9 protein-coding genes and 1 tRNA gene are annotated in these 17,853 nt (G+C 34.4%); 5 read left to right on the plus strand and 5 right to left on the minus strand.

Annotation, left to right across the window (positions count from 1 at the left end; translation table 11 throughout):
* Window positions 1-67: 67 nt before the first annotated feature.
* Window positions 68-682: a hypothetical protein gene (locus JOD96_RS12130; RefSeq protein ID WP_209564533.1), complete on the minus strand. Its 615-nt coding sequence runs from the start codon at window positions 680-682 to the stop codon at window positions 68-70.
* A gap of 195 nt (window positions 683-877) precedes the next feature.
* Between JOD96_RS12130 and JOD96_RS12135 the strand changes: the two genes are divergently transcribed.
* The 5 genes from JOD96_RS12135 to JOD96_RS12155 all read left to right on the plus strand — a co-directional run bounded on the left by JOD96_RS12135 (window position 878) and on the right by JOD96_RS12155 (window position 10,588).
* A tRNA-OTHER gene (locus tag JOD96_RS12135) sits at window positions 878-994 on the plus strand.
* Window positions 995-1,236: 242 nt separating this feature from the next.
* Window positions 1,237-3,477, plus strand: a complete 2,241-nt coding sequence (locus JOD96_RS12140; RefSeq protein WP_209564534.1) for a hypothetical protein — start codon at window positions 1,237-1,239, stop codon at window positions 3,475-3,477.
* A 228-nt stretch (window positions 3,478-3,705) separates the two neighbouring features.
* Window positions 3,706-5,127: an RtcB family protein gene (locus tag JOD96_RS12145; protein WP_209564535.1), complete on the plus strand. Its 1,422-nt coding sequence runs from the start codon at window positions 3,706-3,708 to the stop codon at window positions 5,125-5,127.
* Window positions 5,128-5,482: 355 nt separating this feature from the next.
* The gene (locus JOD96_RS12150) at window positions 5,483-6,283 is read left to right on the plus strand and encodes a TatD family hydrolase (protein ID WP_209564536.1); all 801 of its coding nucleotides are present in this window, start codon (window positions 5,483-5,485) and stop codon (window positions 6,281-6,283) included.
* A gap of 267 nt (window positions 6,284-6,550) precedes the next feature.
* A complete protein-coding gene (locus JOD96_RS12155; protein ID WP_209564537.1) occupies window positions 6,551-10,588 on the plus strand; it encodes a hypothetical protein in 4,038 nt (1,345 codons plus the stop codon).
* Window positions 10,589-10,748: 160 nt separating this feature from the next.
* On the opposite strand, the gene JOD96_RS12160 is transcribed toward JOD96_RS12155, so the two are convergent.
* The 4 genes from JOD96_RS12160 to purL all read right to left on the minus strand — a co-directional run bounded on the left by JOD96_RS12160 (window position 10,749) and on the right by purL (window position 17,710).
* Complete coding sequence (locus JOD96_RS12160; RefSeq protein WP_209564538.1) at window positions 10,749-11,147, minus strand: helix-turn-helix domain-containing protein; 399 nt, start codon at window positions 11,145-11,147, stop codon at window positions 10,749-10,751.
* 209 nt (window positions 11,148-11,356) lie between these two features.
* Window positions 11,357-13,135, minus strand: coding sequence for an AMP-dependent synthetase/ligase (locus JOD96_RS12165; RefSeq protein ID WP_209564539.1), 1,779 nt, complete (start codon window positions 13,133-13,135; stop codon window positions 11,357-11,359).
* Between the two features lie 175 nt (window positions 13,136-13,310).
* Window positions 13,311-13,763 carry a hypothetical protein gene (locus tag JOD96_RS12170; protein ID WP_209564540.1) on the minus strand — a complete coding sequence of 151 codons (453 nt, stop codon included), beginning with the start codon at window positions 13,761-13,763 and terminating at the stop codon, window positions 13,311-13,313.
* 275 nt (window positions 13,764-14,038) lie between these two features.
* The gene (purL, locus tag JOD96_RS12175; protein WP_209564541.1) at window positions 14,039-17,710 is read right to left on the minus strand and encodes a phosphoribosylformylglycinamidine synthase; all 3,672 of its coding nucleotides are present in this window, start codon (window positions 17,708-17,710) and stop codon (window positions 14,039-14,041) included.
* Window positions 17,711-17,853: the final 143 nt, after the last annotated feature.

The following is a 17,853-nucleotide window of genomic DNA, read 5'->3' on the forward strand; positions in this document are numbered from 1 at the left end:
GAAATCGCCAATCTTTGTCGAGTTCCTTGTGTGATCCTTCGTTCCTCAGGATGACAAACTGGGACTTTTACCCTAGTAGCAAAATTTCTTTTTTAATATTAACCCGTGCCTTCTCTTCATACAATTTCCTGAATTCTTCCGTTTGAAAAATAAATTCATTATCCAGAAAATGTTTCAACGCTTTTGCGCGACCGGGTTTGTAGAGAAAATCAGGATAAATGCGATATTCTTTTCGAATCTGTTCAAAATAGATTTTATAGTCGTCCCAATCTCTGGCCAGGACTTTCAAATCAAAATCGATCAGCCAGTTAATGTCTTCAATTTCATTGTGCTGATGTAATTGCGTGGCACAAATCATATCAAAAACTAATTGCGAGTTGAGGTTGGTCTCTTTCGGAAGAATCTTCACGGCATATTCAGCACTTTTGAGTTCATTATCTTTTTTACTGCTTTTATAAACGTAATCGTGATAAAAAATAGAAAATAATACTTCATTAGGAAATTGAAGTTTATCAAGATAGATTTCAAAACATTCTACCATATCTTTTATATGTGTCAGATTGTGGTAATGTCTTGATTTGGTGGAATATGTGGTTTCTAAATCCAGCCAATTTCGTTCGATTTCATTTTCGTCAAAACCAATAGGGGCAAGTAGTCCAGAGAATTTTTGCTTTAGATTCATCCTTTTTTACTCAAATATAAAATTCTTTTTTTACTGCGCAAAATAATTGCGCAGTAGTTCTGAAATCTTTGCTCAGGAAATAAAAACAAACGTTCATAAATAAAAAAATTGGGTTAGAAAGGTTAAGTTTGAGTTACTTCGAAAACACTTTCCAATGTACACACTTACACCATTACCTTTTTATTCAATTTACATGAAGCAGTAGCTCAGCGGTAGAGCAGGTAGTTTTGAAATTATCCATAAAAGGTCAATCTAAACTTACTTCGTACACTTTTAATGTCCGGGTCGTGGGTTCGAATCCCATCTGCTTCACTATTAATGGTCAATTAAAACTTACTTCAGAACACGGCTAATTTCGGTTCGAATCCGAACATAGTTTTAAAATCATCATTAATAAAATGAGGGTCAAGATTAACTTACTTCTCGGCGGAAGCGCCACCAGATAAACTTAGTTAATCCATTACACTCAAATTTCAGGTCAAGTGTTTCTTACTTCAAAATCTTTTAGGTAGAAATCAGAAACACGATTATCTAAATTTTAAAAATTAAAAAAAATGAAAACAAAAGCATTATTAAAAATCAGTTTGCGTCAAAACGCTATTTTCATTCCATCAGAAATGATTGCGAATGATAATAAAAATTTATCAGCAACAACATCGGTTTTATTGGCCAATGTTTCAAAACTCGGATTTACATTTTCTGAATCGTTATTACACGCTTTAAACAATGTAAACCCAACTTATAAAGTGGAGGTTTTAGAAGTGCTAAGAGAAGTTTTAGGAAACGATAAAAACTGGACGCCTTTGGTTAAAGAATGGAATATCCCAACGGGAGAATCTGTTTTGGATCATATTGTGACGTATTTCGGAAATGCTTTTAAAACAAAAAATGGAACAACTTTGCAATGCGGACATAGTATTCCGGATAATACTTTTCCGTTAGAAAAATACAACGGCTGTCCGTTTTGCGGAACTCCGTTTGAATTTGGAAAACTGGAAAATATCGGTCAGGGGAGCAAATTAAAAGTATTGGATTTATGGTCAGAAAAGGAATTACAAGATTTCTACAAATCATTATTGCAATCAAAAACCGCTCTTGACGCTACGCAGGTAGAAAGTTTAAAAACGGCTTTGAAATATTTGCCTTTGCCAAAAACAGATATTGCCATGAAGGAAACTTTAATGTTGGTAATTGATGTTTTGATTGAAGAAGGTCAGGCCGAAAAGGCATCTCAATACTTTAAATCGCCAACCGATATTTTAAGATATTTATGGTTTAAAAACACCGGTTTATTGCAGATAATTGAGCCAAAAACAATCATAAAAAGAACGTCTAAAAACGCCCAACATTTTTATAATGTTTTGGATACAAGTGCGCAGGCAAAAATTGCATCTCAAAAAGATTTGAAACTTAAATATTCAAGAAAAGAATGTTTGATGGTGGCGAACTGGTTGAAAAATCTTGATATGGATGTTGAAACAATGTGCGAAATCATGCACCCAAAAAGAGGAATGTGGGTTCGTGTAATCAGAGCGTTACGTTTGGCAGAATACAGCAAAAGAAAAGGCTTTGAAAAATTAGCTTTTTTGATGGATGTATTTTACAACCAGGTTTATGACGTTTGGCAAAGTAAAGTAAACACATCAAGATTAAAATTTGATGCCGATAAAACATTTGCCTTATTAAAACAGCGTCCGGGATTGTTTGCACGCTCTTTATTTTCGAATATGCTTTGGTTTGGTGCAGACGAAACGGTGGCACATTTTGAAGAAATTATAGATAAAGTTCCGGCCAGATTGGTGTTTACTTTAAACATGTATGCACAAAATTATTTTGATAAAAACATGCAAAGAAGCGTGAAACCTTTGGGTGGAACAAACAAACGTATTGCGCCAAATGCATTATTGAATTTGTACGACGAAGCACAATTAGAAGCGATGAAAAATCAAATCGAAGCGTTGTGTCTTTTAGCGATGAAGCAGCGATTTGCCACAATCGCAAACCTAAATAAAACGATTTATATCGATCCGCAATTGTTTAACATGCCAGTTTCGATTGGCGATAGAAGCGAGACCGTTCAGGATTTACCGGTTGCTTTAATGGGAACACGTTTCCCGATTGAAGGTAACGAAGTACGATTGTTTATGCAATGGGGAAAAGATTTGCAGGCACAGCATTTAGATATGGATTTAAGCTGTCATATCGCTTATGAAGATAAAGCTGATATCTGTTCTTTCAGCCGATTAACCACAACGGGTTGTCAGCATAGTGGTGATATCAGACATATTCCGAATAAAATTGGAACTGCCGAATATATCAACATCAACATCGAAGAATTGGCAAAAGCCAACGCAAAATTTGTAACTTTTACCTGCAATGCGTACAGCAACGGAAGTATTACGCCAAATTTGGTTGTAGGCTGGATGAACAGCAAATACCCGATGAAAATTTCGGAAAAAACCGGAGTTGCCTACGATCCGTCGTGTGTAGATCATCAGGTTCGCGTTACGCAGAATGTAGCGAAAGGTTTGGTTTTTGGAGTTTTGGATGTAGCCAAAAGAGAAATCATTTGGCTGGAGATGACCTTCGGAGGACAAGTTGTTGGAGGTTTGGATTATAAAGGCGTTCAGGCGTTGTTGTCAAAACTAAACAGCAAATTGAATATTGGTAAATTGTTACAGCTTAAAGCGGAAGCTCAAGGTCTGACAATTATCGAAGATCAAAACGCCGATGAGGTTTACGACACAAAATGGGCGATAAATGCTGCGGCAGTTACGCAATTATTAATTGATTAGGGGAAAGGGACAGAGGTTGTAACTGACGTTAATCGCCTAGCTTGTCATCCTGAGGAACGAAGGACCACACAAGAAGCTCCGCAACAGTGAGCGCCAATCTTTGTCGAGCTTCTTGTGTGGTCCTTCTCCCGAAGCCTCGGGATCAGGATGACATAAAATGAGAAAAAAGAATCTACGCAAAATAACTGCGCAGTTAAATACAACCTTTGCACTATCAAAATAAAACAAATGAAAACACAAATAAACGGTACAGATATATTAGAATTAGGATTCCCTGAAGGAAAAATAATCGGGATTGCCTTAAAAATAAACAGCAAAAGACACGGATTGAAACGTGATGAAATGATAGCTAATTTCAAAAACGTTCTTGCAACTCCGGAAAATCATATAGACGATAAAATTTTTAGCAAACTCGCAATTGCTTTGATTGAAAAAGCAAATGAAAAGCCGGAAGATTTTATTGCTTTAAACCAAAATCCAAATGCGTATGCTTCTTACGGAGCCGAACATATCGAAGACGGTGCCAGAAAACAAATGGAAATAGCGATGCAATTGCCGGTTACCATTGCGGGAGCGTTAATGCCAGACGCGCACCAAGGATACGGATTGCCAATTGGCGGAGTTTTAGCGACTAAAAATGCCATTATTCCGTATGGAGTTGGGGTTGATATTGGGTGTAGAATGGCGTTATCGGTTTATGATATTGCGGAGGATTTTTACTTTGAAAATGAAGCCAAATTCAAAAGAGAATTAATTGCACATTCGGTTTTTGGAGCGGGCAACGGTTTTCACGGACAGTACAAAGCCGATCACGCGGTTTTAGAAAACGATGCTTTTAATATGACTCCGTTTGTGAAGAATTTAAAAGATAAAGCATGGTCGCAATTGGGTTCTTCGGGTGGTGGAAATCACTTTGTGGAATTCGGAATCATGGAATTTGCAAAAGACGATGCAGTTTTGAATATTCCGAAAGGAAAGTATGTCGCCTTGTTAACGCATTCGGGTTCGCGCGGAATGGGCGCTACGATTGCCGGACATTATACAAAAATCGCCAAAGACGTTTGTAAACTTCCGGATGCCGCTAAAAATTTGGCTTATCTGGATATGAACTCACAACTGGGTCAGGAATATTGGATGGCGATGAATTTGGCGGGAGATTACGCTTCGGCTTGTCATGAGATTATTCATAACAAAATGGAACGCGCTTTGGGTGCGACAATTTTAGCCAAAGTCGAAAACCACCATAATTTTGCCTGGAAAGAAATCTGGAACGGCGAAGAGGTGATCGTGCATAGAAAAGGTGCCACTCCGGCCGGAAAAGGCGTTATGGGAATCATTCCGGGAAGTATGACAGCGCCTGGATTTTTAGTGAGAGGAAAAGGTGAAGAGAACGCCATCAATTCGGCTTCACACGGAGCAGGAAGACAAATGAGCAGAACCCAAGCCATAAAAAACATCACGAAAAACGAAATGAAATCGATTTTGCAGCACCACGGCGTTACGCTTATTGGTGCAGGTCTTGACGAAGCCCCAATGGCTTACAAAGATATCAACCAAGTGATGGAAGCACAACAGGATTTGGTTGACGTTGTAGCAAAGTTTACGCCGAAATTGGTGAGAATGGCGGATGACGGGAGTAGAGAGGATTAAGCAAACCTAACAGGTTTTTAAAACCTGTTAGGTTTTTTTTAGGTTCAAAGAGGCAAGAATTTATCCTCATTTTTTGTCATCCTGATCCCGAGGCTTCGGGAGAAGGATCGCACTCGGAAATCTACAAAGATTTGACCCAATATTGTCATTTCGACGGAGGAGAAATCTTCGCAAGAAGCTCTACAAAGATTGGACTCTCGTTGCGGAGTTACTTGCGAAGATTTCTCCTCCGTCGAAATGACAAACTTTACGTGAAAACTTTGTGCCTTAGTGGCAAAAAACAAAAAAAATAAAGACTCAAAGAGAAAAGCCTCTGAACCTTTGCCCCTTTGAGCCTTTGCAACTTTAAAAAAAAATGAAAACATATATAGACATAGGAATTAACCTAACCAATAAACAATTCCAAAACGACATAGATGATGTCGTACAAAACGCTTTAGATGCCGACGTATCTCAAATGATACTAACCGGAACAAGCGTAAGAAACAGCGAAGAATCATCGCGAATAGCAAAAGAATATCCCGGAATATTATATGCTACAGCCGGAATTCACCCGCATGATGCGAAGAGTTTTGATGCACAGAGTATCTCGAAACTGCGAAATTTATTAAAACAAAAACAGGTAGTTTCTGTAGGGGAGTGCGGACTCGATTTTGATCGTGATTTTTCGCCCAGAAATATTCAGGAAACCTGTTACAAAGCCCAGCTTGAATTGGCGATAGAAGTGCAAAAACCTTTGTTTTTGCACGAAAGAGCCGCTTTTACCAAGTTTATGAGCATTACAAAAGACTATTTGCCACAATTGCCAAAAGCCGTTGTGCATTGTTTTACCGGAACTTTGCCCGAAGCCAAGACCTATCTCGATAACGGATTTTATCTCGGTTTTACCGGTGCGATTTCAGACAGCAAACGTTTTGATCATTTAAAAGAAGTAATTCAATACGTACCGGTTGACCGAATGATGATCGAAACCGATGCACCCTTCATGCTCCCAAAAAACACACCAAATAATCTTTTGATGAAATACCACGAACGCCGTTGCGAACCTGCTTTTCTGCCTTTTGTTGCGGCGACTGTGGCGCAGTTTAAAGGAGTTTCGGGGATTGTAGTTGCGGAGGAAACAACGAGGAATGCTAAAATCTTTTTTAGAATTTAGCATTTCCTAACAGGTTCTATAACATGTTAAGTATTGTTTTAAATATTTTATTTATTTGACTTTTAAATCAGGTACTTTTACTGAGGTTTAAGATTTTTGTGTTATTTAAATTTGCACCTATTTAATAATGATTAAAAGTTATTAGTTTATATAGGGCTAGTAATTAAAATTGAATTTAAAAAGTAACTAAAATAATAAATTGTATTGAAACTTAGTTTTTTTTACTGAAATGAATTAACACTATATTAAAAAAAAATATAAAAAATTATGGCATCAAAAATAGAAGAGAAAACGAATGATTTAATAATACATGTTTTAAATGCATTTAAGCATGCTAAATTGCAAAATGATAGTGCATTACCTTATATTCGTAAAGGATGTGAAGCAATGTGTAAAATTATTATTTTAAAACAAAAGGGTGATATTGATGGTTTTAAAATTATTAACGGTAATATTAAAAATACAGACTTTTCTATAAATAGTAATCCAAAGTCATTAGATCTTTTTACTCTAATTGATACTTGTAAAATTCATAGATGGTTTAGTCGTAAGATTAAATCAAATGATAATTTGTACCATAAATTTGAAGATTTACGAGCTTATACTAATAAAGGCTCTCATGATAACACATATCAAGAATCAATAACAAATCCCCATGATATTGAATTCTGTCTGGTAGTTTTAAAAAAAATATTGATTTGGTTCTGGAAAGAAAAACTTATCTTAGATCTTCCACAAAGTATAATTAGCGTTATTGATAGTTTGGAAATTAATGATGAGACATTAATACAAGATAATAATTGGAGTTATATTACTGATATTTGTGATAATTTTAGCTCGACTACACAAAATTTTTTAATTTCTCCATCCAATTTTAAAGATTTATCACAAGAACAATTAATTATATTATCTAAAATTAATTGGAATATCATCTTTGATTTCGACATTAATTCTAAGAATGATGGTCTTTTCAATGCATTTGTAGGGAATGTAACTAGGAGCTTGAGGCCAATTACAATTGAGCAGATTAACCAAAAGAATATTGTTAGTTCATCAAAACATAGTACAAATTGGTTCTTTGCTAGTGGTATTTCTGATATTTCAACTTCTCTTGTCAGTAATTATAAAGAATGGAGAACTAAAAAATATATTACATTATTAGAACAAATCATTGAAGAGTTCATTAATCAATCAAGTCAATCAAAATTAAACGTAATTATTTTGTATGATGAAGTTCATTATATTGAAAAAATTGTTGAAGTAATTTCGGATCGTTATCCCGAAAAATTATTAAATATTATAATTCTAACTGATGATGAAGATAAATTTTATTCACTTACCGAAAAATTTGATAATATAATTATATCTAATTTTTCTATTATTAATTTTCTACAATCAATAAATTCATCTATTGAATCAAAAAACTTAGATATTAAATCTATTCAAATCCCAGCGAAGAAAGATGATAATGACATTTTTATCGATATTAAAGATTATTATTTGTCATTTTTAGATAAAGATATTGAAATTTTGCATAAATCAATTCATAATTTAGTTACTGATGATGAGGATTCATTATCTTTTTATAAAGGAGGCGTTATTCAATGGGATGAGTTAGCAAACGAAATTGAAGTTAGAAGAGATATTGAAAAAGAAGCTTTTGATAAAGTGGAAACATATTTAAATAAGCAAAGTAGTAAGGGACCAATTATCGAATTGTTTCATAATCCAGGTAGTGGCGGTACAACACTTTCTAGAAAGATTGCATTTAATTTAAAAGATAAATATCCTGTTGTATTGATAAATAGTTATAAGAGGAGTGTAACAAGTCAAGGGTTATTTAATTTATCTGAACTAACAAAAAAGCCTATTTTAGCTGTTGTTGAATCACATAATGTTAATGTAAATGATCTTAATTCTCTAATAAGAGAAAATAATGCTGCAAAGAAGCATATTGTTTATTTGTATTTACAAAGATATTACAACAAAACCTTGACGTCTAAAAGTAAGCCGTCGGAAGTTTATCTTAAAGATTCTATGGCTACCATTGATGAAAGAGATCGTTTTGTTAATAAGTTTAGTCTTAATATTCCAACTCGAGAAAAATATGTAGCATTGTTAAAAAACAATCAACCTTCTGAATGTGAGGTTATTGATTTTTCATTAACAGCATTTGAAGATGAGTTTTCTAAAGATAAAATTAAAGATTATATAAAAACATATTTATATGAAATACCACAAAATCAAAAGGAGTTTATAGTATATACTTGCTTATATTACTATTATACACAAAGTTCTACATCTGAGTTTTGGTTTTATAAGAAATTTATAAATAATTCTTTAGCTAAAGAATTGAATTATAATGCAATAATAAATAAATTATTGATAAGAGAAAGGGATGATAGTGGAGATTATAATGGGTTTTGGCGTCCTCGATTTAATCAGTTTGCTAAATTAATTATTGGGGTATCACTTGATACTTCCGAGAGTGGTAATTGGAAGGAGTTTTTAAGTGAATGGAGTAATAAATTTATTAATGACTGCAGAGAAAGTAATGAATTTTTAATTGACGAAGTTCGAATAGCTTTTAAAAAAATGTTTTTACTAAGAAATAATGAAGATGTAATTGGATTGGATAATATAGATGATAATGTTCAAAATAATAAATTTTCACAGCTTATTAATGATGTTAAAGATTCTAATCAACAAAAATTAATATTTCAAAATTTAACTAAAAGTTACCCTAATGAAGCTCATTATAGAGCTCATTTTGGCAGATTTTTGTTTGAAAAACAAGAAAGTCAAGAGGATTTAGATCTCGCAAAAGTTGAAATCTCAGAAGCCATATATTTAGGGCAAAATGATTATAACCTTTGGCATCTAAAAGGGATGTGCAATAGAAAAACTATAGAATTTAAATTGAATAATAGTTATAATTTAGATACTTCAGATTTTGAAAGTTTTTTTCATTGGTTAAAGAGTGAAACAGAAGAGGCGCAAAATTACTTTACAAGTAGTAAAGAAATTAGATCTGATAATTTACATTGTCACACAGCAGAAATTCAAATGTTAATTAAAGTAATAAATTTCGCAAAGGAAAAACTATATCCAACTGCATCTATTAATACATTTTTGACATCGCGTGAAAATATTTGGTACGAAAATCAATTAAATAAAATTCTAGAATTAATAGAAGAAGCAAATTATATAATTGAATTGTCTACAGATATGGATAATGCAAAACATATGAATAAAGCAAGAAATATGATTGAAGATGGAGAAGCAAAGACTTTTAAGTTATTGGGAGACATCACAAAATCTATTGATAAGTATAAGAAATTATCGGAATCTGGCCACAATAGTAGCAGGCCCTACTTTAGAAAGATGTTTGTAACTTCAACTTTAGCAAGTAAAGTTAATGGAGATATGAAAAAACTTAAATTTGCATGGACCTTAATTAGTGAATATGAGAGAAGAGAAATTTTGAAGGTCATTGAAAGTAATATACATGATCAGCCTGATGTATCAAGTAATTATAGGATTTGGTTGCAATGCATTAGATATAATTCTGTTTTTGTGAGCTTGGAAGATGTAATAAATAAGATAAAAATTTGGTATGATAATAGTGGGCAAAATAGAATTTCTCACTTAGAAGCAACATACTATAATTATGTTTTTAATGCAATTGCATTAATTGAAAGAGGGGAAGCGCTAAATGAAATTCAGTTGAATAAAGCAATAGGATATATACAAGAATGTAAAGAAATTACAACGAATGACAAATTTAATTTTGAGTGGTATGGGGTTGGAACTGGGTCAAAAAAGATTTTAAATTATGTCGAATTAGGATCAATGAAAAATGAAGGATCTAAACTTTTTGAAGATGATTCTAAACTTCAAGAAGTGGAAGGTACAATCATAACAATTGATGATAGACAAAAGGGAAGAATTAAATTGAAATGTGGATTAGAAGCTTTCTTTGTACCTATAGTCGGAAAATTTGAGAAAGGCAAAGATGAAACCACAAATGTTAAATTCTATGTTAGCTTTAGATATGATGGATTACAGGCTTGGTCAGTAAAAAGATTAGAAAAAGAGAAGATTGAAGTTTCAAAGGAAAGTAAAAATGATCGTATTTTTCAAAATGACTCTAAATTGTCTGGTAAAATAAAAAGTAACACAATAAAATTAGACGCTAATATTGAAAAAGAAACTTTAAAAAGTAATTTCCCACAATTACCTAAGCCTAAGGTGGTTGGTATTGTGGATTTAAGTAAGTTTAAAAAAAGGCCATCAAAAAATTAAAATTTGTTTTATGAAGTCTTTTTTATAGAGAAAAATATAGACAAACAAGATTCAATAAACAAGATTATAAATTATGAAAGTATATTAGATCTAATCTAATTTTACAAAAAAATGCGCAAAATCACTTTTGCGCATTTCATATATAAACTAGATAAGAATATTATTTCCCTCCCAACAGTTTCTCCAAATACTCAACCTTTTCTCTTTCAACCAAAACCAAACGCTCATAAAGCTCAACAACTTTATCAAGAGGATTGAAAGTACAATTATTATTAGGACCATTTACCTGACCATTATTAGCACTATTATCATAGAAAGTATTAAAGTAATTAAAAACAGATTCTTCCGAAAAGTTTTCAATTGCTTCAACGGTAACACCAAGTGCTTTTGCAATTTCTTTAAGTTTTGCGGGATCAACAGTTTCGCTCGATTCAATACCAGAAATAGCTTGCTGGTTTGTACCAATTGCCTGCGCCAGTGCTTCTTGTTTCATACCGCGAAGCTCTCTCATTCGGCTGATATTTCGGCCTATATGTTTTGGTTTGGTTGCTGTGCTCATAATTCAAAGGTATTTAAAAAAAATGAAAAAAATTGTGATCCGTAAAATACGTGGTCGATTTGATAAAATACAATTTAGATTGATTTTCAAAGAGTAAATATATGCTTTTTCTTACTTTAATTAAAGCTCTAAAATCATGTAATTTACCAATAAAAAAAACGGCCATCAATCGACAGCCGTTTTCCGTGGTTTATATTATCTTGATTTATTTAATTTTGACCATAGATTTTAGCGTAAAGATCTTTGTAGATTTCCTTAATGATTTTACGTTTTAGTTTTAGTGTAGGAGTAAGTTGTCCGCCATCTATAGACCAAACATCGGGAGTTAACTCAAAACGTTTGATTTGTTCCCAGTGTCCGAATTTTTTGTTGATTTCCTCAATTTCAGTGTCGATACGTTTTTTAACTTCTTCGTTTTTCACAACTTCTTCGTTAGAACTTCCTAAAGTTACGTTATGCAACTTTGCCCATTCTTTTACAAATTCAAAATTTGGCTGAATAAAAGCAGCCGGCATTTTTTCGCCTTCACCAATCACCATAATCTGCTCTATAAAACGAGATTGTTTCATGGCGTTTTCAATAAGCTGAGGTGCAATATATTTTCCTCCCGAAGTTTTGAACATTTCTTTCTTACGATCGGTAATTTTTAAGAAACCATCCTTGTCAATTTCTCCGATATCTCCAGTGTGAAAATAACCGTCTTTTAGAGCTTCGGCAGTCTTTTCTTCATCTTTATAGTAGCCTAACATTACGTTTGGTCCTTTGCAAAGGATTTCACCGTCTTCGGCAATTTTTACTTCGACATTTCGAATTACTTTTCCAACAGTTCCAATTTTAAAACCTTTGTTTCTTTGATCGTTTACGGCAATTACCGGCGATGTTTCAGACAAACCGTAACCTTCCATAACCGGAATTTCTGCTGCAGCAAAAACCCTTGTTAATCGTGGCTGTAAAGCAGCACTTCCTGAAACCATCAAGTCCAGTTTTCCTCCCAAACCTTCTTTCCATTTACTGAAAATAAGTTTGCGGGCAATTTTTAGTTGAAATTCATACCAGAAACCATTGGCTCCGTAAGGTTCGTATTTTAAACCTAAATCAATAGCCCAGAAAAACAGTTTTTTCTTAATACCGGTTAATTCACCGCCTTTGGCATAAATTTTATCGTAAACTTTCTCCAGAAGTCTTGGCACAGCTGTAATTACAGTAGGCTGAACTTCTTTTAAGTTATCACTAATTTTTTCGATAGATTCTCCAAAATAAACCGAAACACCATAATATTGATAGATATACAAAATCATTCTTTCAAAAATATGGCAAATAGGCAGGAAGCTCAATGCTGTACTGTTTCCTGCATCAAAAGGAATTCTTGGTGCACTGTCCAAAACATTCGAAACAATGTTTTTGTGAGACAGCATAACCCCTTTTGGTTTTCCGGTAGTTCCGGATGTATAGATTATAGTAGCCAAATCATCTGTGTGAATACTGTCTTTTTTGGCTTCTACTTCGGCCTGATTGCTTTCGTCTGCGCCCAGAGTCAATAATTCTGTCCAGTGTTTGCAGCCTGCAATTTCATCAAAAGAAAATACCTCTTTTAGAGTAGGTACGTTGGCTTTTATGGCATTTACTTTTTGCAGTACTTCGGTATCCGAAACAAAACAATAAATACTGCCGCTGTGGTTCAAAATATATTCGTAATCTTCTTCGGCAATTGTTGGATAAATCGGAACGTTTTGTGCGCCTGTCTGCAAAATACCAATATCCATGATATTCCACTCTGTGCGGTTAGTAGAAGTGATTAATGCAATTTTATCATCTTTCTGAACGCCCATGCGCAATAATGCTCTCGAAACAGCATTTGCTTTAGCAATATATTCCTCGCTAGATGTTTTTTCCCAAACTCCGTTTTTTTTAGTTGCCAAAGCAACCGGAAGATTATAAGATTCTTGTTGATAATAAGGAAAATCAAAAAGGCGTGTGATTGAAACCATGTTTAATATATTGAATTTTATTGCAAATTAAATAAAAATTAGGTACGATTTCTAGTTTTATAGAATTTTATGGGAAAAATTATAACTACTGTCAAAATTCTACGAAAACGTTTTCTTTTTTGTAGTAAAATTTCAAAAAACCAAGAAATTTATAAATTATCTACCCCTCAATATACTATTGTACATTATAATCCTCGTATGTTTTTACCCTTTCGCCCATCAGAAACATTTTTTTCTTGACAAAATGTATAGAAAGCTGTGTGTAATTCCATTCGTCGCTGTCGGTTGTTCTGTACCAAAAAGTATAAGAGGCACTATTGAAACCTTCCTTGAAAATAGCAACTCCTTCTTCACTGCATTCAACTCCCCAGTTCATCTTTCTTTTGCTTAAATCTTCGTCCTGGATAACCCCGGTCCCGTCGGGATTTAAAACTGTGCTAGGTTCTTTTTTTCCAATCGGAAGAAAAGTTCCCTGTATCGGATACGGAATTGTAGTGGTAATATAGCGTTCACGCCCTTTATAAGTGATCTTATCTATTTTAATATCCTCAGGGGCTAATGACTGTGAATGTGATTGTGCAGCAATAAAAAATAATGCAAAAAGGAGAAATGCTTTTAAGGTTTTCATTCTTGTAGGATTTAGCGTTTTCGGTTTTAAAAGTTCTGTGGCATAAACTTTATGGCGAATATAGTTTAAATATTGATAAAAAAAAGAATCCGGATTACAAGAATAAACTTTTTTTCAAACATTTCGATATCAGGCAAAAAATGCCTTGTAAAAATAGATTTTTTGTTATTTTTTTTATCAGAATTTAATAATAGCAAGCACTTAATTGTTTGCTATTATTAAAAAAAATGCCCCGGCCGTTATGGTCGGGGCATCTTATATAATGAAAACTAAGATTAGTTTTTCTCAATCCATTTTCTGGCGTTGATAAAAGCTTCATGCCAAGGTGTAAACTCGTCATTTCTGTCTTTTGGATAATATGCCCAGTTCCATTGGAAAGTCGAACGCTCAATATGAGGCATCGTAACCAAATGTCTTCCGGTTTTATCGCACATCATCGCTACGTCGTAATGCGAACCATTTGGATTTGCAGGATATCCTTCGTAAGCGTATTTCGAAACAATATTGTAGTTTTCTTCACCCATTGGTAAGTTGAATTTTCCTTCTCCGTGAGAAACCCAAACTCCTAATGTAGTTCCGGCCAAAGTAGACAACATAACCGAATTGTTTTCCTGAATTTTCACAGAAGTAAAAATACTTTCGTGTTTGTTACTATCGTTATGAAGCATTTTTCCGTGTACTTCATGCTCCGGATTAATAACTTCTAATTCCATAAATAATTGACAGCCATTACAGATTCCAACAGATAAAGTATCTTCTCTTTTAAAGAAATTATCCAAAGCTGTTTTTGCTTTTTCGTTGTATAAGAAAGCGCCGGCCCAGCCTTTTGCAGAACCTAAAACATCTGAGTTAGAGAATCCTCCAACTGCACCAATAAACTGAATATCTTCAAGTGTTTCACGACCAGAAATTAAATCAGTCATGTGAACGTCTTTTACGTCAAATCCGGCAAGGTACATTGCATTTGCCATTTCACGTTCAGAATTACTTCCTTTTTCACGAATAATAGCTGCTTTTGGTCTTGGTTTAGACGCATCAATTACAGGAGCTTTACCCGTAAAGTGAGCTGGGAAAGTATAATTTAAAACCTGATTTTTATAGTTTTCAAAACGCGCTTTTGCCGTTCCGTTTTTAGATTGTTTTTGATCTAATAAATAAGAAGTTTCAAACCAAATATCTCTGTAAGTTGGAATATCCAATTTATATACTCCAAATTCCAAAATTGCTGTTTCCTGAACTGAACCAATTTTGAAGAATTCTATATTGTTTGCACTTAATTTCGCTTCAACAATTGCATCAGATTTTGCCTGGAAAACGATTCCGATGTTTTCTGCGAAAAGAATTTTCAATAAATCTTTTTCTGCGAAAGCTGAGAAATCAATTTTTGCACCCAAATTCACATCTGCAAAACACATTTCTAATAAAGTAGTAATCAATCCACCGCTTCCGATATCGTGACCTGCTAAAATTTGGCTTTCGCCGATTAATTCCTGAATGGTATTAAAAGCATTTTTGAAGAAAGAAGCGTCTTTTATAGTAGAAGTTTCGTTTCCGATTGTATTTCTGATTTGTGCAAAAGAAGAACCTCCTAATTTGAAATCATCCTGAGACAAATTGATATAGTAAATTGAATCTCCGTCTCTTTGTAAAACAGGCTCAACTACTTTTCTAATGTCTGTACAGTTTCCACCAGCCGAAATAATAACCGTTCCCGGCGCGATTACCTCGTCATTTGGATATTTTTGCTTCATCGAAAGTGAATCTTTTCCTGTCGGAATATTGATTCCCAATTCAATTGCAAATTCAGAACAGCCTTCAACAGCAGCGTACAAACGAGCGTCTTCACCTTCGTTTTTACAAGCCCACATCCAGTTGGCAGAAAGTGAAATACCTTTTAAACCATCTTTAATTGGCGCCCAGATAATGTTTGACAACGATTCTGCAATAGCATTTCTGCTTCCTGCAACCGGATCAATCAAAGCCGCAATAGGAGCGTGGCCAATAGAAGTTGCGATTCCTTCTTTACCTAAATAATCCAGTGCCATAACCCCAACATTATTCAAAGGCAATTGCAAAGGTCCTGCACATTGTTGTTTGGCAACTTTACCACCCACACAACGGTCTACTTTGTTTGTTAACCAGTCTTTTGAGGCAACTGCTTCTAAACGTAAAACATCTTTTAAATAACTTTCGAAGTTTGCTGTGTCATAAGAAACAGCAGCATATTTTCTATCAATCGTTTTATCGTTCATAACCGTTTTTGGAGAACTTCCGAAGAAATCCTCTAAAGCATAATCCATCGGTTTTGAACCATTTGATTGCGATTGAAAAGTAAAACGGTGATCTCCCGTTACATCTCCAACCTGATACATTGGTGAACGCTCTCTGTCGGCAATTCTTTGTAATGTATCAATATCTTTTTGACCAATAACCAATCCCATTCTTTCCTGAGATTCATTACCAATAATTTCTTTTGCCGAAAGTGTTGGATCTCCAACCGGTAATTTGTCCAAATCGATCAAACCTCCGGTTTCTTCCACCAATTCAGAAAGACAGTTTAAGTGTCCGCCCGCACCGTGATCGTGAATAGAAACAATCGGATTATTGTCGCTTTCTACCAAACCACGAATGGCGTTTGCAGCACGTTTTTGCATTTCTGGATTTGAACGCTGAATGGCATTTAATTCGATTCCTGAACCAAAAGCTCCGGTATCTGCAGAGGAAACCGCAGCACCGCCCATTCCAATTCTATAATTTTCTCCACCTAAGATTACGATTTTGTCGCCTTCTTGTGGTTTCTTTTTGATTGCCTGATCTAGTTTTCCGTAACCAATTCCACCCGCCTGCATGATTACCTTATCGTAACCAATTTTACGGTCGTTTTCTGAATGTTCGAAAGTTAAAACTGAACCTGTAATAAGCGGCTGCCCGAATTTATTTCCAAAATCAGAAGCTCCGTTTGAAGCTTTGATTAAAATATCCATTGGGGTTTGGTACAGCCATTTTCTTTCTTCAACAGCGTTTTCCCATTTTCTATCGTCCTGAGAGGAGTCGAAGGATTTTAAACGAGAGTAAGAAGTCATATAAACTGCAGTTCCTGCCAATGGCAAAGAACCCTGTCCACCAGCCAAACGGTCACGAATTTCTCCTCCTGAACCTGTTGCCGCTCCGTTGAAAGGTTCAACTGTTGTTGGGAAATTGTGTGTTTCTGCTTTTAGGGATAAAACCGAATCAAATTCTTTTATCTCATAATAGTCAGGCTTGTCGGCAGTTTTTGGTGCAAACTGCTGCACTCTTGGTCCTTTTACAAAAGCAACGTTGTCTTTGTAAGCAGACACGATATCGTTAGGATTTTCTTGTGATGTTTTTTTGATTAATTTGAAAAGAGAAGTTTCTTTTTCCTGACCGTCAATAACAAAAGTTCCGTTAAAAATTTTGTGACGGCAGTGTTCTGAATTTGCCTGAGAGAAAGCAAAGATTTCAGAATCAGTTAACTTTCTTCCCAGTTTTACAGCAAGATTATTTAAGTATTCAACTTCTTCTTCACTCAAAGCCAAACCTTCAACTTTATTGTAAGTGGCAATATCATCGATTTCCAAAATTGGCTCAGGCTGAATGTTGATCGTAAAAATTTCCTGATCTAATTCATTAAATTTTTGGAAAAGCATCGGGTCAAAATCATTGAAATCTTCCGTTGCCGGGTGAAATTCTTCAATTCTGATAATGCCCGGAACACCCATATTTTGAGTGATTTCTACAGCATTCGTACTCCAGGGTGTGATCATAGTGGCGCGAGGGCCAACAAAAAAACCCGTCAGTGCGGATTTTTCGATCTTATTAGAGTCGGCAAAAAGCCAGTTTAATTTTGAAATGTCTTGAGCTGAAATTTCGTTTTGCGTTTGTACGGCAAAAACAGTTTTGCTTTGGTTTTCAAAGAAATGGATCATTTGTGTAGTTTGTTGTATTGAGGTGCAAATTTAGTGTAAATAAATAGTAAGCGCAAATTTGAAAACCATCTCTTTTAAAAAAAAATAAAGATGCTTTTTTCTTGCATTTTTTCTACCAAAAAGACGCAAAATCAAAGGTTTTT

The sequence above is a fragment of the Flavobacterium sp. 1355 genome (assembly GCF_017833415.1).
In the GTDB taxonomy this organism is placed as follows: Bacteria; Bacteroidota; Bacteroidia; order Flavobacteriales; family Flavobacteriaceae; genus Flavobacterium.